Annotated in this window: 20 protein-coding genes; 3 read left to right on the top strand and 17 right to left on the bottom strand. The window is 43.6% G+C overall.

Features of this window, described 5'->3' with window-relative positions; genetic code table 11:
* Positions 1-89 precede the first annotated feature (89 nt).
* On the bottom strand, positions 90-416 hold the full coding sequence (locus DUL71_RS18485) for a nucleotide pyrophosphohydrolase (RefSeq protein ID WP_114939493.1): 327 nt from the start codon (positions 414-416) through the stop codon (positions 90-92).
* Between the two features lie 140 nt (positions 417-556).
* Between DUL71_RS18485 and DUL71_RS18480 the strand changes: the two genes are divergently transcribed.
* Complete coding sequence (locus tag DUL71_RS18480) at positions 557-910, top strand: hypothetical protein (protein ID WP_114939492.1); 354 nt, start codon at positions 557-559, stop codon at positions 908-910.
* Between the two features lie 57 nt (positions 911-967).
* Here DUL71_RS18480 and DUL71_RS18475 read toward each other — a convergent pair whose 3' ends face one another.
* Positions 968-3391 (bottom strand): TonB-dependent receptor domain-containing protein, encoded by a 2424-nt coding sequence (locus DUL71_RS18475; RefSeq protein ID WP_114939491.1) that lies wholly within the window; start codon positions 3389-3391, stop codon positions 968-970.
* Positions 3392-3848: 457 nt separating this feature from the next.
* On the opposite strand from DUL71_RS18475, the gene DUL71_RS18470 reads away from it, so the two are divergent.
* Both DUL71_RS18470 and DUL71_RS18465 read left to right on the top strand, forming a co-directional pair.
* Positions 3849-4445 carry a Crp/Fnr family transcriptional regulator gene (locus DUL71_RS18470; protein ID WP_112568402.1) on the top strand — a complete coding sequence of 199 codons (597 nt, stop codon included), beginning with the start codon at positions 3849-3851 and terminating at the stop codon, positions 4443-4445.
* A gap of 114 nt (positions 4446-4559) precedes the next feature.
* Positions 4560-5147 carry a DUF308 domain-containing protein gene (locus DUL71_RS18465; protein ID WP_114939490.1) on the top strand — a complete coding sequence of 196 codons (588 nt, stop codon included), beginning with the start codon at positions 4560-4562 and terminating at the stop codon, positions 5145-5147.
* A 175-nt stretch (positions 5148-5322) separates the two neighbouring features.
* Here DUL71_RS18465 and DUL71_RS18460 read toward each other — a convergent pair whose 3' ends face one another.
* From DUL71_RS18460 to DUL71_RS18390, 15 genes are all read right to left on the bottom strand, one after another.
* Positions 5323-5682, bottom strand: a complete 360-nt coding sequence (locus DUL71_RS18460) for an ApeI family dehydratase (RefSeq protein ID WP_114939489.1) — start codon at positions 5680-5682, stop codon at positions 5323-5325.
* Positions 5682-6317, bottom strand: a complete 636-nt coding sequence (gene lolB2, locus DUL71_RS18455; protein ID WP_114939488.1) for a flexirubin biosynthesis protein LolB2 — start codon at positions 6315-6317, stop codon at positions 5682-5684. Before lolB2 ends, DUL71_RS18460 begins: the two co-directional genes overlap by 1 nt.
* On the bottom strand, positions 6280-6888 hold the full coding sequence (gene lolA2 / locus DUL71_RS18450) for a flexirubin biosynthesis/transport protein LolA2 (RefSeq protein ID WP_208645595.1): 609 nt from the start codon (positions 6886-6888) through the stop codon (positions 6280-6282). The genes lolB2 and lolA2 overlap by 38 nt, the downstream gene beginning before the upstream one ends.
* Before the next feature lie 184 nt (positions 6889-7072).
* Positions 7073-7846, bottom strand: coding sequence for a polysaccharide deacetylase family protein (locus DUL71_RS18445; protein WP_114939486.1), 774 nt, complete (start codon positions 7844-7846; stop codon positions 7073-7075).
* Positions 7840-8889, bottom strand: coding sequence for a beta-ketoacyl synthase chain length factor (locus tag DUL71_RS18440; RefSeq protein WP_114939485.1), 1050 nt, complete (start codon positions 8887-8889; stop codon positions 7840-7842). Before DUL71_RS18440 ends, DUL71_RS18445 begins: the two co-directional genes overlap by 7 nt.
* 3 nt (positions 8890-8892) lie before the next feature.
* Positions 8893-10092, bottom strand: coding sequence for a beta-ketoacyl-[acyl-carrier-protein] synthase family protein (locus tag DUL71_RS18435; protein ID WP_114939484.1), 1200 nt, complete (start codon positions 10090-10092; stop codon positions 8893-8895).
* A gap of 3 nt (positions 10093-10095) precedes the next feature.
* Positions 10096-10359 (bottom strand): phosphopantetheine-binding protein, encoded by a 264-nt coding sequence (locus DUL71_RS18430; RefSeq protein ID WP_114939483.1) that lies wholly within the window; start codon positions 10357-10359, stop codon positions 10096-10098.
* Positions 10352-10966, bottom strand: coding sequence for a hypothetical protein (locus DUL71_RS18425; RefSeq protein WP_114939482.1), 615 nt, complete (start codon positions 10964-10966; stop codon positions 10352-10354). Before DUL71_RS18425 ends, DUL71_RS18430 begins: the two co-directional genes overlap by 8 nt.
* Before the next feature lie 45 nt (positions 10967-11011).
* A complete protein-coding gene (locus DUL71_RS18420; RefSeq protein WP_114939481.1) occupies positions 11012-12262 on the bottom strand; it encodes an NAD(P)/FAD-dependent oxidoreductase in 1251 nt (416 codons plus the stop codon).
* A 252-nt stretch (positions 12263-12514) separates the two neighbouring features.
* Complete coding sequence (locus tag DUL71_RS18415; RefSeq protein ID WP_114939480.1) at positions 12515-13651, bottom strand: beta-ketoacyl synthase N-terminal-like domain-containing protein; 1137 nt, start codon at positions 13649-13651, stop codon at positions 12515-12517.
* Positions 13652-13663: 12 nt separating this feature from the next.
* Positions 13664-14089 carry an acyl-CoA thioesterase gene (locus DUL71_RS18410; RefSeq protein ID WP_208645594.1) on the bottom strand — a complete coding sequence of 142 codons (426 nt, stop codon included), beginning with the start codon at positions 14087-14089 and terminating at the stop codon, positions 13664-13666.
* A 12-nt stretch (positions 14090-14101) separates the two neighbouring features.
* On the bottom strand, positions 14102-14746 hold the full coding sequence (locus DUL71_RS18405) for a hypothetical protein (protein WP_114939479.1): 645 nt from the start codon (positions 14744-14746) through the stop codon (positions 14102-14104).
* An 8-nt stretch (positions 14747-14754) separates the two neighbouring features.
* Entirely contained in the window at positions 14755-15180 is a 426-nt protein-coding gene (locus DUL71_RS18400) for a hotdog family protein (protein ID WP_114939478.1), read from the bottom strand.
* Positions 15177-16055, bottom strand: coding sequence for an LpxL/LpxP family acyltransferase (locus DUL71_RS18395; RefSeq protein WP_114939477.1), 879 nt, complete (start codon positions 16053-16055; stop codon positions 15177-15179). Before DUL71_RS18395 ends, DUL71_RS18400 begins: the two co-directional genes overlap by 4 nt.
* Positions 16055-16312 carry an acyl carrier protein gene (locus DUL71_RS18390; RefSeq protein WP_112568432.1) on the bottom strand — a complete coding sequence of 86 codons (258 nt, stop codon included), beginning with the start codon at positions 16310-16312 and terminating at the stop codon, positions 16055-16057. Before DUL71_RS18390 ends, DUL71_RS18395 begins: the two co-directional genes overlap by 1 nt.
* Positions 16313-16316 lie beyond the last annotated feature (4 nt).

The raw sequence follows: 16316 nt of genomic DNA, 5'->3' as shown, positions 1-16316 counted from the left end.
AAACGTCCTTTTCCTTATTAAATTGCATTAAAATTAAGTTTTAAAGAATTTAATTTTGTTTTTATGCAATAGATAAAATTAAATTTTATCTATTTGAGCTTTTTATTGTTTTTATGCCGTTCAGCATCGCGGATACTTTTCTTTTGCATATTTTTTTCAAGGGCTTCGGTAAGGTCGATGCCGGTTTGATTGGCCAGGCAAATGAGCACAAAAAGCACATCGGCCATTTCATCGGCAAGGTTAACTTCGGTATCTGATTTTTTGAATGATTGCTCGCCGTATTGCCTGGCCATAATGCGGGCTACTTCACCAACCTCTTCCATTAAGATGGCGGTGTTGGTGAGTTCGTTAAAGTACCGGATCCCCATTGTTTTTATCCAGTTATCTACCAGTTTTTGTGCTTCGCTGATCTCCATAAAACAGTTTTATTGTGGCCGAATTTCATGAAAATTTTTGGAATGAGGCGAATAGGTATCTCCCGAAAACAAAATGAAAATACATTGTAAGGTTTCGTTGCCCGGCACGACTAAGGGGCAAACAACTTAAAAAATCAAACATGAAAACCAGATCAATCATTTCAGGCGCTTTTATCGCCATTTTTGCTATTGCCGGCCTTACAGTTAATGTACAGGCTAAAACATTGGCTCCTTTGCATAATACCGTTTTACTTAGTGATACCGGTAAAATGAAAAAGGATAAGATGAGTAAAGACAAAATGAGTCATGATAAAATGGCCTCAGATAAAATGGGCAAAGACAAGATGAGCCACGATAAAATGGCCTCAGACAAAATGGGCGCTGATAAAATGTCAAAAGACAAAATGGGTTCAAATAAAATGAGCCACGATAAAATGTCTAAAAGTAAAATGAGTAAAGGTAAAATGGGCAAAGACAGCTCAGGTAAAATGTAACCTTGCTTTTGTTTTGTGATTGTTTAAAGGGAGCCCGCAGTGGCTCCCTTTTTGCTTTTAATGGATCCTGCCTTTCTCGTCTTGGTTGCCGGTATCCTGTTTCTCGGTTTTAGTTAGGCTATTCCCAAAACGATAGCTGATGCCCACCAGGGCATACCTGTTAATCTGGAAGTTGGTATACTTTTGCCGTACACCATTGACAACGGTAGTAACTGCCGAAGCGCTGCTCCTGAAAACATCATTCATCACAAATGAAACATCTACCTTCTTTTTAAAAACGGAGGCCTTAATACCGAGGTCAAGTTTATAATAAGCATCGCTGCGGCCAATGTGATCAATTTCAGGAAATTGGTACCAGAAATTCACGGCTCCAGAAAAACTCTTACCGGCATTAAAATAAATGTTATTGTTGGTAGCTATATAAGCCCCGAACCCGCTGATCCCTTTTACTGCCGCTAATGCCGATTTTGCATCGGTATGGTAAAACGTGAACTGGTTATTATTATCAAGCCAGCTCAGCAATTGCATCGAATAATTTTCGGAGATGCCTGCCCGGTAAGTTTTAATAAAGTTGAGCGGCGTGGTATAAACCAGGTTGGTATCTGCCCGGGCAATGGTTACGTTGTTGAAACCGTTGTTGGTGACGTTTAAAAATATGGCCGATGTAAGCCTGTTTTTGTAGGTATGCGAAAGCTCAAAGTTGGTATTGTACTCAGGTTGGAGATAAGGGTTCCCCTCGCCGTAACTGTAAGCGGTGAACAGGCTCTTGAATGGGTTAAGGTTCCAGAAAGTTGGCCGGTTAACCCGCCTGCCAAAATTTAACGCAAGGCTGTGGTCGACTCCTGCCTGGTAACTAACTGTTGCCGACGGGAATAGCCGGGTGTAATTGTTAATGGTAGTTTGGTTAAGCGTATGCGAAAAACCTTTAGTTTCGGTACGTTCAACACGCAAGCCGGCCTGGTATTTCCATTTACCATCTTCGCGGTTGATACTGCCATAAACCGATTGGGTATTTTCGGTATAGGTAAACTCATTGCTCAGGTTGCGGTCATAACTCAATGAATCGTTAGCCGTCTTTTTATAGTAAAAAGCGTTGCTGTAATTATTGATAAAACTCAGCTTACCACCAAAAGCAAAGCGGGCGTATTTGGTAGGTAAAAAAGCATCTGCTTTAAAAGTGTAAATGTTGATATCCTGTTTATTGGTATCATGATAGCGGTTTCGGCTGTCGGCATTCAATGAGCCATCGGCAAGGTAGGTGTTGCTCTCAAAATCAGATCGGTCGGTGCGGTAGTAATTAAAATAGTCGGCATTAAGTACCAGTTTTGCGCCGGCGGTATCCAGGCTGATAGTGCTATGCAGGTTCACCGCGTTGCTGATGGCCACCGGGTGATAAGTAGCGTAGGTTTTCAGCGTTGAATCGATAGCGCCGCTGCCGTTATTGATGATTGGGTTATTCACATGGTCCGACCCATCATAAGTGTTTTTGCCGCCCTGGTAGTTTACCCCGGCGGTAACCTTCGGACTAAACCGGTAATCGGCCCCGGCAATAAAATTTAAATTATGGTAGCGGTAATTGCCCGTATCGGTTTGCAGCCAGGTTTGTTTAGGGTAATAGATATCGGTTTCAAAGCCTTCCAGCTCGTGGTCATGATCAACGTTTACACTAGCATAGGCTGATAGTTTGGCTGTATTATAATTGATATCGCCGCTTGCATTAAGCCACCAATAGTTGCTGGTGCCATAAACCGAAGCCGGATTATGCAGCCATTGTTTTTGATTTACCTGCACACTGCCCGAATAACCCTGCTTTTTGCTATGCTTTAATGTAATATTAATAAGCCCGGCGTTCCCTTCGGCATCATAAGCGGCCCCCGGGTTTTTAATCAGCTCGATGGTGCCAACCTGGCTTGCGGATAACGACCGCAGGTAACGAAGCAGATCGGTACCTGCCAGCTGAACCAGTCTTTCGTTCACCATAACTTTAACACTGCCTTTGCCAACAATGCTTAAATCGTTATCCCCAACTTTTACGCCCGGCACCCGGCCAATAACTGTAAGCGCATCCGCCCCGGCAGATGTTGCACTTGTAGATACGTTGTAAACCAGTTTATCGCTTTTATTTTCGACAGAGGCTTTACTTGCGGTTACTTTTACTTCATTTAACTGTGTGGTATTATCCACAAGGGTAACGGATAAGGTAGTATCCTGCTGCAGGCTTAATTTAAGCACTGTTGTTTGATAGCCGGTATAAGTGACGGTTAGGTTGTAATTGCCTTTATCAACAGCAGTAAAGCTAAACCAACCTACTGAATCGGTTTGTACCGCCCGGGTTTGCTCGGAGTTTTGCTGTTGCAGATTAACAACGGCAAAGACTAAGGGATTTTGGGAAACGCCGGTTACTTTACCGGATACTTTTACCTGGGCAAACAGGCCGCTATAAATCAAACTGAAAAACAGAACGCTGTAAATATGTTTCAAACGGGGGCAGGTTGTGGTTTATAATGTTTGTAAAATAAATAAAAAACCGCCGCTAATTGTTTAGCGACGGCTCTATTTTATTTTTAGATATGTTTCCGGAGGCTTGGCCTTGTATTAGATTTCGCTTTTTACATGTTCCAATCCCCCACTTTCGGTTACGTGATATTCGGAGCGCAAAAGGGCATCCGAATGGAGGTTATTACTTTTCTTTTTGCTTTTTCGAGGACCCGACACGGCCAGGATAATAGCTGCCAGGAAGAGGGTTATCTCTATCAAACTCACTAACATGGGGAGATGTATTTATATTCTTCATGATATTGATTGATTACGTGATTGTTTTTTGTTCAATTTAGTTTGATTGTAAAATAAGAAAATAAAACCTGATGTTATTAACCCTGGTGAAAATTACTGTGGTTTTTTGTGCCGATATTTGGAATGATTACGCTTTGTTAACAGTATGGAATCAAAACAGGAAGTATTGAACGATTTGCTTGGCAAGTTTGCCGAGCTATCGGCAAACGATGTCAACGTTAGTTTGCCTTACTGGCGCACCCGTAAAATTGAGAAGAGCGATTTTTTTAACATGCAGAACATTGTATGTACCGATCTGGCGCTGATCACCAAAGGCCTGTTCCGGATCTACTATGTGCATCCCGAAACGCAGGAAGAAAAAAATATCTACTTTTTCTCCGAGCGGCAGTTCCTGGTATCCTTCCGGAGTTTTGTCAATCAGTATCCCTGCGCTTATTATATCCAGGCTATGGAAGATGCCGAGATCATATCCATCAACTACAACGACCTGCAGTATCTTTATGGCACGCCAACCGGCTGGCCACGCTTCGGTCGCCTGATAGCCGAATTATTCTTTAACCAATCCCAGGCTCGTACCGAAGAATTTATGTTCAATACGGCTGAAGAACGTTATTTAAAAATGATAACACAGCACCCCAATATTGTAAGCCGTATTCCTGCATATCACATTTCATCCTACCTGGGCATCAAAAACCCGTCGCTTACCCGCATCAAAAAGCGGCTATCGCAGCAAAAGCCCTAAAAACGAAACTCTGCTGACAAATGCCGTCTGTAGTTTTCACCCAGGTGAAAATTACTGCCTCGTTTTGTGCCCAACTTTGCTTCGTCAAACAAAACGAAATAAATATTGAAAACCATGTCAGCAAATAAAACATTGATCATAGAAACATCAGCCGCGGCTAATACAGCGCGCGAGCTGCGCAAACTTTATTTTATCAGGGTAGCATTTTCTGTTACCTGGGTATTATTGGTATCCTTATTGGCTAAAACATCTTACACCGCGGCAGTTGTACTGCTCGTGATCTATCCGCTGTGGGATGTTGTAGGTACATTCCTCGATATTCGCGCTAATAAGGGTAATGGAACATCTGTAACGCCACAGTATGTTAACGCCGCCATCAGTATTGTCACCACCTTGGCAGTGGGTTTTGCTATAACCAAAGGCGTACCTGCGGCCTTAATTGTATTTGGGGCCTGGGCCTTATTAACTGGCTTGATCCAATTGGTATTGGGCTTAAAAAGACGGAAAGAATTTGGCGGCCAATGGCCAATGATATTAAGCGGCGGCCAATCCATGCTTGCCGGTATATCATTTATCGCCATGGCACATTCGCCTAATATGGGTATTGTGAATTTGGCAGGATATTCGGCCTTTGGCGCTTTTTATTATTTATTAGCGGCTATCAGGTTAGGTAAAAGCGCTAAAGCGGTTGCACAGAATTAATAGTTAACATTAGCCAACGAGAGCGGGGGGATGTGCGATTCCCTCCCCTGGTAGGGTGTAGGGAGGGGTTTCTTCAACATGCTTATTCGATAAAGAAGTTGGATAAACCCCTCCCTGCCACTACTCGTTTCCTTCGCAGCCCTCCCCGAGGAGGGAATTAAGGAATGGCATATTTCTATTGAAAAATTCCCTTAAACTTCAAAAACACAACCTCTTCATTTACCAGTTGCGCATCGGTTTTAACCTGTTCATTAACCACGCTCATCTTAACCTGTAATCCAACCTGCCCATGTTGATTAGGATCAATGAACGATAGAAACTTGATATTATCAGCTTTAACAAGCTTCAGCTTTTTACTTAAATAGCTCTCCAATACCTCTTTGATCATCTGCATCATGCAAACACCTGGCACAACAGGGTTGCCCGGAAAATGCCCTTTAAAAATATCATGCGTTGGGTTAAGGGTAATGGTGGTTTTAAGCAAATTGCCATCAATTTCAGGGGGGCTGAAAGTAAAAAAAGTATCCTTGAGCATTATCGTTTTAGGCGTTTTAGGCCAATATTAAATTTAAAGTTTTTATGGCTGATACCTATGGTATCAGGAATGCCATCGTGAAAATTATGCATAATGGCCTGCACTACCGGTTTCCTGTCGGATGAGCGCTCGATACGGATAAGCTCTGTTCCTGCTTGGTTGGTAATGTAATAATTAGCGCCTTTTTCCTGCGGGAAAACATAGTACAGGAAGCTATTATCCTGGCGCATATAACCTGTTTCGGGGTTTTGTTTACGCATCATCACCAGTTCAAAATCTTTTTGCAGGGTGACGATCACCGGGCGCTTATCCATTTGTTTAATGATATAATATACCTTAAACCCTCCATCGGGTTTAAATTCGAAATCAAAAAACTTAAAACCCATCTCATTACTGAATACCATGCGTACGCTTTTATCGGGCAGGGTTTTAATAAGTAGCAGTCCGCTCAAATGGTGACCGCCTACAACATCTACCTCGGTTTTATAAAGTACGTTGGTGAAATCGGGCGCGAATTTCTTGATCTCACGTACGTTACCCTCTGCCGGTTTCAGGTTTTTGTAAACCGATGAGCAGCCGGCCAGTACGAGCAGGCAACTACTTAATAGCAAAAAGCGCGTCCGGAATATTGGCATTGATCTCTTTATTAGTAAAATGCAGGATGGTGCTATCGCCCGAACTTTCCAGCATTTCGATGGTGTTTACCGAATAATCTTTTTTGTCTACGGTGATCTCAATGGTTTTAAAAAAATCGCTCAGTTGTTTGTTAACCGGCGAAAGTGAAACCAGGTAGGTGCCCTTGTTTTCATAAACTGCCGATTTAAAATCGCCGCTGTTAAGGGCTGTGCCCTGGATGCAGTCGACCACAATTTTGTTGATCTGTTTAAAAACTTTATTTGAACGGGTGGATACCTTGTTTTCCTTTTGACCGTCTCTAATGTATACATTATCCTTATTCAGGATCATGAGGTAGTTGAATGGTTGGGTATATTCCATCCGCAGCATATTGGGCTTGCGGTACCAGAATTTTCCTTTTGAAGTGATCTTTTCCGAAAGCATGCTCAGGTTTTTTTCCTGAGTGAAATCGCTTTTGATACTGTTGGTTTTCGCTGCTACTTCGGCAAACTGCTGTTTGAATTTGGTGAGATCGGAGAGTTGGGTATAGCCTGCGTGTTGAGCCTGGGCGGTGATGGCTGAGCCAAACACGATACAAAAAAATAGCAATAATTTATAGAATGTTAAATGTGCGACGGGACGTGCGATTCCTTCCTTGGGGAAGGAGGAGGTAGGGGTTAAACGCGGATCAAACCCCTCCCTACACCCTCCCAGGGGAGGGAATCGCACAGCCCCAAATTCAACATCTTTTATATTTTCTTCAATAAAAATCAATCTACACATAAGCCTGTAAATTTAGCATTTTATCCAGCCGCACTATCTCGTAGCCCTTTGCTTTGGCCTGTTCAATAAACAGGGGCAATACCAAAATTGTTGCGGCTCCCGTATCATGAAACAGGAAAATTGCGCCGGGGTTTAAGCGGCGGGTGATCTTTTTTAACAGTTTTTCAGGATCACTAATAACGGTGTCCATTGATCGTACGCTCCAGCCAATAGGTATCGCCCTGCTTCTTAAAATTGCTTTTTTAAGGTTGGGGTTGATCACTCCATAAGGAGGCCTGAACAATAGCGGGCTTAAATTAATAGTCTGCCTGACCAGCTGGTTGGCCTGAAGCAGATCATCCTGCATTTTGACCGCTGAAAACAGATCGAACCAGAAATGGTGTGAAAAACTATGGTTGCCGATAATATGCCCCTGTTCGTGAATTTGTTTTACAATAGCTTCATTGCCCTGGATCCTGTTACCAATACAGAAGAACGCTGCAGGGGTGTTATACTGTTTTAAAATATCCAGGATCTGAGGGGTAGCCACGGCATCTGGCCCGTCATCGAAAGTAATGGCAATGATTTTTTTGTTTGTTTTAAGCGAACACATCACCCGCATAAAAAAGTTGGAGCCGATGTAATAGCATCCATAAAACAATATCAGCGAGTAAACAAAGATCAGCACCGGGTAACTCCACCATGATACCCCTTCGGTAATGTGCTGCCAGATTATTAACCCCAGCAGGCCAATAAAAAGGATATTGGTATTCCTGAAGTTTAGCATGCCGAAAGCAGGATTAACGAGTGGTGGATATTTTCATAGTGGTTATAAATGAGCACTTTCTTTAACGGAATTTCTTCGCTTTCTGGTACAAATGAACAGGTTCCATTTTTAATTTCATGAGCCGCCAGCCACATTGCAAATGCGGAAGAGGTTGGGTATTCGCCACAGAGGGCTTTGTAATTAATCGCGGGCACATTCGCAAAATCATATTGCTGCAATTGTCCGTAAAGGGCATCATTTCTTAAATCCCCGTTATTGCCGGTTATTACCAGGTCTATCTCATGGACATTGGTGTTTTGGCTTTGCAAAAAGATGCTGATCTGTTGCTTTATTTCAGCAGTATTGCGAGGTTTATAAAAGCTGGATACACCATCAATTTTAGCCCAATCGGCATCGGAAGCATCCTTACTTAACATAAAAAACGCCGAACCTTCGCCAGCCATTGTCCCCTTGCCCGGAGTATTAAACAGTTCAAAGTTTGATACCGGTTGACTGCGATATAAGCCTATCCGTTTTAAAATAGCGTGGCTGTTATTGGTGATTTCATCAATGCCGCCAACCAATACATTGGAGGCCTCTCCCTCGTACAAAAGCATCATGGCATCAAGCAGGGCATTTTCAAATGATGCTCCGCCATTTACAAATGTATTGTTATACTGATGGCATTGGAGCAACAGGGCTATCTGCGCGCTGATGGTATTATGGGTTGATTGGATGAACGCGGTAGGGGCAAGTGCTTCCTCGTTTTGCTGCACCATTTTACTCAGGAAAGTATTGGTATCTTCCAAACAGCCATAGGCGGTTCCGGTGATAATTGCATCGGGTATTTGGATCCCGGCTTGATGCAAACAATCCATCCCGGCGGCTACGCCCATTTTAATGATGCGGCTCATGCGGCGGATGAGTTTGGGATCGATCAGGGCTTTATAATCCGGTTCGATACAGCTCAGCCTGTCGCCGGTGTATTCGGCCAGTTCCTGAAGTAACGGCTGATTGCCGAAGGTATTTTGTGGCGATATATTGCTTGCTGCCCTGATGTACATCGCCTATAATTTTGAAAATATTAATGATGAACAATTACCGCCAAATCCGAACGAGTTGGACAGTACATGTTTTATTTCCGGCTGTGATGAAAAGCGGGTTTCGGGCGTAAAGGGAAATCCTTCCATAGGCGTTTCAAAACGCAGATTAGGGTATACCAAGCCGCGCTGCACAGCCAATGCCGAAAATACGGCTTCAATGCCGCCACTGGCTCCAAGCGTATGCCCGGTAAAAGCTTTGGTAGGGCTCATTTTTGGATTATGCCCTGCAAATAGCTTGCTGATAGCCGCCCCTTCCGAACTATCATTATTTTGTGTGCCTGTACCGTGTAAATTAATATAACCGATATCAGCAGGTTGCAAACCACTTCTTTTTAATGCCCCTTCCATTGCCAGTAATGATCCTGTTCCCGTAGGCGATGATGCTGTTTGATGATAAGCATCATTGGCATTGTGATAACCGCTTAACGTACAATACAATTCTTTTTTAAGCGATGCCGCTATCCGCTCAGATATCAGTACCACATAGCCTGCACCCTCGCCAAGATTAAGGCCACGGCGATTGGCATCAAAGGGTTGGCAAGGCTGCTTATCCAATATCATAAGGGTATTGAAGCCATTCAGTGTAAAGCGGGTTAGGGCATCGGTGCCTCCGGCTATCACCACATCGAGCATGTTATTTTTGATGAGCCTTGCCCCGTACATAATGGCGTTGGCCGATGAAGAACATGCCGTGCTGATGGTACTTACATAATGCCGGATCCCCAGTTGATCAGCAACTAAATTGGTAACTGCTCCACATTCGTGGTTAACTACGTCGCGTAACCTGCCTTTGGCATTATCGCTTAAAAAATCCCTGAAAAAATCTTCGGTTTTATCCATGCCGCCAACGGTATTGGCAGAAATGAAGCCTGTTCTTAAGCCTGCAAGATTGGCGATCCCTGCATCGGTTAGAGCCTCCCGCGCGGAGATTAAACTCAGCATAGCTGTGCGGCTGATTCCGGGTTTAAATCCCGACAGTTCCGCAAGCTCATCATTGCTTAGTTTAACTTCTCCAACCGGAAATTCATCCTTGTGTTCTGAATCCAGGTATTGGATAGGGGCAATGCCCGTTTTTTCCTGTTCAAGCGACAGCAGGTTTTGAGCCACAGTATTACCTATGGCCGAAATTACCCCAGCACCGGCTATAAAAACAGGTTGATCCATTGCTTAGGCGTTCGGGATCTTGTTACTTTCAATAAACTCGGCAATGGTACGAACCGAACGGAAGATCTTAGGGCCATCCTCTGCATTAGAGAGTTTTACTTTGTATTTCTGCTGTAACAGCACAATCAGCTCCAGCGCGTCTATCGAATCAAGCCCCAAACCATCACCAAAAAGCGACTGATCATCACCTATATCCTCCGGCTTCACATCCTGTAAGTTCAACTGTTCGATGATCTGCTCTTTCAGATCGGCTATTAATTTATCCATTTGCTGTACTGTAAATTTTATTAATATTTTCTGTTGTGAAGGGTGTTGCTCCTTCTTTTTCTACCAAAAACAAAACGGCTTTATAGCCTGTCGCCGTCATTTCTACCCAACCACAGATACAAGCTTGTAATTGTCCGGTCTCCAATAAAACAGAAACGTAGCTGCTTATGAATTCGGCATTAAACCGCTCAAAAATATAAAAAGCGTTTTCGCCTTTAAAATGATGACGAATGCAGATCTCTCCAATAACAATATTGGGCAAGGTATAAACAAACAACGCCGGACTTGCAATATCCTGCACCGAATCATAGTATCGCTTATCAGCATCAAGGCTCGAACCCGCATTGCTTAATACCACGCCTATGTCGGTCGGTTGATATTTTGTCTTATCAAAATCCTTCAGCAAAACTTCGGCGGCAAGCCAGCCCAGCTTTGCCAGGTTATCCATTTTATAAAACTTAGGGTATTTTACCCCAAGATGCTGGTAAACCGACAGTAAAAAACCGGGAATATCATGACCGGTACCCTCAAACACCGCCTCGTTGTTATAACTAACAATGTTGTTGCTGATACTGCAATGAGCTGATATGTAATACTGATCGTTCAATTTATATAGTGTCTGTTGATAGATTCACAATCAAGTAAAAGGCTTTTAGCTTTTATCGGCCGCTACCATATCCCTCAGGGTAATGGTACGGGCCAGTTTATGCAATGCCGTTTCGTGATTTTTAACGTAAGGGTTATCCAGGTCCCATACATAACCTGCCAATACGGAGCAGATCTGGCTTTTCACAAGCGAATCCTGGTTATCCGCAAAAAATATAGTATCCAAAACACCCTCATACCACGAGGTAACATATGAGCGGAAGGTATTTACACCCTGCATCATGTGCTGCATGTATTCTTTGTCCCAATCCACAGTTTCTCCGTTCAACTTACGGATCACCAGTTTGGCTGCTGTTTGGCTCGATACTGTAGCCAGTGTTACGCCAGATGAAAATATGGGGTCAAGGAACTCCGTAACATTGCCCGTAAGTACAAAACCATCGCCGTAAAACTTATCTGTAGTGGCAGACCATGACTCCAAAACCCTTGGCGCGAAGGCAAACTCCACATCTTCAAAACGCTCGGCAAAATATGGCTGCGATGCAATTAAGCCGCGCAGAATTTCCTCGTCGGTACCTTCGTATTGTTTAAAAAACTCCGGATTGCCCACAAAGCCAAGCGAGGTAATGCCGTTGGCAAAAGGGATGATCCAGATCCAAACGCCGGGCTGGTGAACCACAATGGTGATGCGGTTTGGCTCATCGGCCATTGATCGTTTTTTATCAACAGTGTGCACAAAAAGCGCTTTGCGCGGAACCTGGGTTGATGGCCTGTCGAGGTTAAACAGTTTCGGGATCACCCGGCCGTAGCCGCTGCCATCGATAATGAAGCGGGCCGAGATCTCGGTTTGGTTACCCTCTTTATCCACCACCGTGGTTACCGAATCCTGGCCGTTGAAAACGATATTGGTAACGGTAGTTTCGTAATGAACAGGCACACCCATTTTTTCAACGGTGTCGGCCAATGTTTTATCAAAATCGGCACGGGGCACCTGCCAGGTCCAGTTCCAACCGGGGGTAAACTGATCGGCAAATTGATAATCGCAGATCTTGCCGTCTTTCACAAATTTGGCACCTGCTTTTTGCTGAAAGCCCTTTTCGCTTATTGCATCCACAAAACCGGCTTCGGATAATGCTTCCATGCAGCGTGGTAGTAAGCTTTCACCAATTACAAAGCGGGGGAAAAGCTGTTTTTCTACAATTTTTACCTTAAAACCTGCCTGGTGTACAATGGATGCGGCTACCGTTCCCGCCGGACCGGCACCTATTACCAATACGTCTACCTGTTCTGTGTTCATTTATAATCTATGATTATATTATTTATGTATTTAAAATTTCATTGCCGTTGGCTTTAGCCAACGGAGTAATGTAAAGTTAACAAGGGCTTCAGCCCAATACCACGCGGACATTTGGGCTAAAGCCCGTATTGCCTGTCTCTTTTACCGTTGGCTAAAGCCAACGGCAATGAATTGAATCTCCAAATTGTGTACGCGCTGTGCTGTTATATTTTTTATTCCTGTCCTATTCATTGTAAGAAATATAGCACAACCCTATGGTGCTGTTTTTAATTTGGTTAAAATTATAGCCGCGTTACAGCCCCCAAAGCCCGATGCTATTTTAAGGCAATTGCTGAGCGGCTTTGATATCAATTGACTGCAAACATTTACCGGGTTGGCATCGCCCTGCTTGCTAAAGCCCTTTGTTGGTATAATAGTATTTTGCCTCAGCGATTGCGCTGAAATAATAGCTTCTATCAAGCCCGAAGCACCTAAAGTATGCCCATAAAAGCCTTTCAGGCTATTGAGCGGAACATTTTGCAAACCGGCCAGCGTTACAGCTTTTGCTTCCATTTCGTCGTTATAAACGGTCGCGGTGCCATGGGCAGATATGAAGTCGATATCTTCCGGCTTTAAGCCTGCCGTATCCATCGCTTTATTGATGGCATAAAATAATTCCTCGCCGGTGCGCGATGGCCCCGAAATATGGTTGGCATCGTTACTCACGGCACCCGAAGCTAATTCAATAACTTCTCCATCCGGTCTTTCTGCCGATAGAATAACTGTAGCTGCGCCCTCGCCTAAGTTGATCCCGTCCCGGTCTGTATCAAAAGGTTTGCACAAGCCTGGACTAACAGCCTGGAAAGATTGAAAACCAGATAATACAAATTTTGAGATCACATCGGCCCCGGCAACAACAACATGGTCGTATTGCCCGGATTGGATTAATCGCATCCCGGTGATCATGGCAACTAAACCCGAGATGCAGGCATGCGAAATAACTATAGGTTCATTTACAAAACCAAAATGCCGGGCTATTTTTTTGGCTGAAGTATGCAGGGCAATGCGCGCATCTAATTCCGGGCCTGGTTCTTCAGTTTCCAACAGGCTGATATTGCCTTTAGTGGTGGAAATGATCAGAACAGTTTTTTTGTCGGATATATTTTTATCGACTCCATACAAGATTTCGGTTAAAGAAGCAATGAGGAGGTGCTCGAATTTTGTCCAGCATTCATCAGTTTGAAAATATCCTTTTTCAAATAACGATGCGAAAAAACGCCCGTCAGACATGGCTTTATCATCATGTTGCCTCACGCCCGTAACGCCGTTAACCAAGTGCTCAAAGTTTTGCGCAGTTGTAGTGCCCAGCGGCGAGATAATATTATCGGCAACAAGGAAAACCTTCTTCATCGTGGCGTTGTGTTATATCAATCCTTGTTTTTGTTTCCAATCCAAAAAGAAATCCGGATTGGTGAGTTGCAGTTCAAAATTTTCGCGGCGCACAAATACCTGTACGGTTGAGCCTTTAACAATCAGTTCGCCGGTTTGAGCGTTGAGCAGCCGGTACGTAAAATTGATCTTCGCTGATTCGGTAGGGGTGTAAGTGGTTTCGATAATCACCTTATCCTCGTAGCGTAAAAAGCGTTTATAATCGCAGTTTACATTAACTATAGGTACAACATAGCCCGCGTTATACACATCCATATAACCCAGGCCATATTGCTTGCCGAAAGCTTCGCGGCCGTCCTCAAAATAACGAATGTAATTGCCATGCCAAACTACGCCCAGCATATCCACATCGCTGAATTTGACCTCTATTTCTATAGTATTTATTAAAGATTGCTGCAAAACACGAAGGGATTAGTATCTTTTAAACAGGTCGAAATCTTTACCAAAATCTTTCAGGATCTCGTACCAAGGATGCGCCCAGTAATTTTTAAAGCCGAAACCAAAGCTGCTGCCCGTACGGAAAACGGTGTATAGCACAGTTTTATCGTTCATGTTTACAAAGGTTACCCAGGCTCCGGCTTCTTTACGGCCTTTATCCATACCTTCAACAATAAGCAGCATGCCGATACCTTTATTACCCATAAAATCGTAGTTTTTAACCAGGGCATCAATGTCTTTTTCGGTCAGTACTTTGAAATCGTTAGGGTTGGTATCAAAAAAGTTTTTGGTAAGCGCGTTGTTAACTTTTTCGGTAACGTTCATGGCAAAATGAACCGAGTCGCGGTGAACAGCTTTAGCCGGGTTATATTTTTTAGGCTCGATGATAAAGAAATTTGCCCAGGCCGGGATGTATTTGCCAACAAATTCGGCATTGATCACCTCACCTTTATAAGCAGCTTCCGAACCGATGAATTTCATTTGAGAAAAATCAAGTCCCAGCCAGGTAACAGGTGTTTTTTTGTCGAACACCTCGGCCTTTGTTTGGGCTGATGCCGGTTTTAAGAAAGCGGTTAATAAAACTATAAGTAAACTCAGTTTAATTGCGGTTTTTTTCATGGTTGATATTATTGTTGGGGTTGTATAAATATTTTCATTTCGCATTGGGCTAACGTACTGCCCTTGCAGGTAACTCTTCCTTTAATGATGGTAACGTCAAAAACCTGGTTCTCAATTTTTACTTCGGTTTCTATGGTGTCGCCAACTTTTGGCAAAGCAAAAACTTCCAGGTTTTTTACAGCACCAATAAAGCCCGGCAGCACGGGTTTGCCCAATTGTTGGGCGACATATCCGGCGCCTGCCGCAGCGGTTTGGGCAATGTTCTCTACCATACCGGCTTCACTTAACTCTCCGTCACTTACCAATACATTTTCTGGTAGTATCAGCAGCGAGGTCAACGTGGTATTATCAGATGAAGACACCAGTGTATCAACCATCACAAACGGTGGGCGCTGTGGAACAAGTGATAAAACATCCTGTGTTGGTAAGGTCATTTCCAAAAATTATAATAGTTGTACCACTGTTCGGGATACGTTTTTACCTTGTTTTCAAAGCTGGTGATAAAATCACCTATCAGCTGTTCCATTCCCTTACCCTTGCCCAGGTCCGAATAATCTTTTACCGGGCTGGCGAAAAAGTGATAGTGCAACGCGCTTTCTTTAAGTGCGTAAACAAATGTTACCGGCACTTTAAACTTTTCGGCCATTACAAAAGGGCCTGCCGGAAATTTCGCGTCCTCACCTAAAAACTCCCGTGTTATGGTTTTATTGCCCTCGATATACCTGTCGGCATGCATGCAAACCAGCTCATTGTTCTGGAATGCCGCGTTGATCCGGAATATGTGCGACAGATCATTCTTGATCACGATGATATTTATTTTCCGCTCGCCCGTTACCGAATCCATGTATTGCTTGATCTGCTTGTCTTCGCCATCAAACATTACAATGTTAATGCGGGTATTGATGTGATCAAGCAGTTCGCCTGCTATTTCCCAGCTGCCTATGTGCGAGCTGAGCAGTAAGCCGCCTCTGTTCATGGCTGCTATCTGCCGCAGGTTATCTATCCCATCAAAATTAAAGGTAAACTTGTTGGGAATGCCCGACATGATCACCACTTTATCAATAATACTTTGCCCAAAAAGGTAATAATTACGATAGAGCTTGAATATGGATTTTACCTTGCCGTAACCGAGCCGCTTATGGAAATAGTAGTAAGTGCCTTTTGATGTTTGCCACGAAAACAGGAAGTAGTAAAGCGCCACAAACCTCAGCATAAAATAAGCCGGCATTACACCGGCAGTTTTTAAAACGCTTACAAAAATGCGATAGCCAAGGGTGTTGCCTTTAGACTTTCCCTGCCAGGCGGGCATTATGCAAGCTCCTTAGGTTGTACGCGTGATACTACGTAATCGTAAAAATCCTGGAAGGTAACAATGCCCGTAAAATCCTCTGGTTTTACTTTGAACCCAAAGTTGCTTTCAATTACAACAACAAGGTCGATATAATCAAGGCTATCCAGGTCAAGGGTTTCTTTCAGGTTTGCTGTGGGTACCATTTTATCTGCATCAACCTCAAATTCTTCGGCCAGGAAGCTGTTGATTCTTTCAATGATCTCTTCAATTTGCATAATG

Origin of the sequence: Mucilaginibacter endophyticus, from assembly GCF_003351025.1 — a bacterium.
GTDB lineage: Bacteria > Bacteroidota > Bacteroidia > Sphingobacteriales > Sphingobacteriaceae > Mucilaginibacter > Mucilaginibacter endophyticus.
The sequence above is the reverse complement of the archived record's forward strand: the minus strand, read 5'-3'. Positions and strand labels throughout refer to the sequence as shown.

Excerpts from the sequence above, each read along its gene's own strand:
- DUL71_RS18485 (WP_114939493.1), bottom strand. The coding sequence starts at position 416 with ATGGAGATCAGCGAAGCACAAAAACTGGTAGATAACTGGATAAAAACA.
- DUL71_RS18480 (WP_114939492.1), top strand. The coding sequence starts at position 557 with ATGAAAACCAGATCAATCATTTCAGGCGCTTTTATCGCCATTTTTGCT.
- DUL71_RS18470 (WP_112568402.1), top strand. The coding sequence starts at position 3,849 with ATGGAATCAAAACAGGAAGTATTGAACGATTTGCTTGGCAAGTTTGCC.
- DUL71_RS18465 (WP_114939490.1), top strand. The coding sequence starts at position 4,560 with ATGTCAGCAAATAAAACATTGATCATAGAAACATCAGCCGCGGCTAAT.
- DUL71_RS18460 (WP_114939489.1), bottom strand. The coding sequence starts at position 5,682 with ATGCTCAAGGATACTTTTTTTACTTTCAGCCCCCCTGAAATTGATGGC.
- lolB2 (WP_114939488.1), bottom strand. The coding sequence starts at position 6,317 with ATGCCAATATTCCGGACGCGCTTTTTGCTATTAAGTAGTTGCCTGCTC.
- DUL71_RS18445 (WP_114939486.1), bottom strand. The coding sequence starts at position 7,846 with ATGCTAAACTTCAGGAATACCAATATCCTTTTTATTGGCCTGCTGGGG.
- DUL71_RS18440 (WP_114939485.1), bottom strand. The coding sequence starts at position 8,889 with ATGTACATCAGGGCAGCAAGCAATATATCGCCACAAAATACCTTCGGC.
- DUL71_RS18435 (WP_114939484.1), bottom strand. The coding sequence starts at position 10,092 with ATGGATCAACCTGTTTTTATAGCCGGTGCTGGGGTAATTTCGGCCATA.
- DUL71_RS18430 (WP_114939483.1), bottom strand. The coding sequence starts at position 10,359 with ATGGATAAATTAATAGCCGATCTGAAAGAGCAGATCATCGAACAGTTG.
- DUL71_RS18420 (WP_114939481.1), bottom strand. The coding sequence starts at position 12,262 with ATGAACACAGAACAGGTAGACGTATTGGTAATAGGTGCCGGTCCGGCG.
- DUL71_RS18415 (WP_114939480.1), bottom strand. The coding sequence starts at position 13,651 with ATGAAGAAGGTTTTCCTTGTTGCCGATAATATTATCTCGCCGCTGGGC.
- DUL71_RS18405 (WP_114939479.1), bottom strand. The coding sequence starts at position 14,746 with ATGAAAAAAACCGCAATTAAACTGAGTTTACTTATAGTTTTATTAACC.
- DUL71_RS18400 (WP_114939478.1), bottom strand. The coding sequence starts at position 15,180 with ATGACCTTACCAACACAGGATGTTTTATCACTTGTTCCACAGCGCCCA.
- DUL71_RS18395 (WP_114939477.1), bottom strand. The coding sequence starts at position 16,055 with ATGCCCGCCTGGCAGGGAAAGTCTAAAGGCAACACCCTTGGCTATCGC.
- DUL71_RS18390 (WP_112568432.1), bottom strand. The coding sequence starts at position 16,312 with ATGCAAATTGAAGAGATCATTGAAAGAATCAACAGCTTCCTGGCCGAA.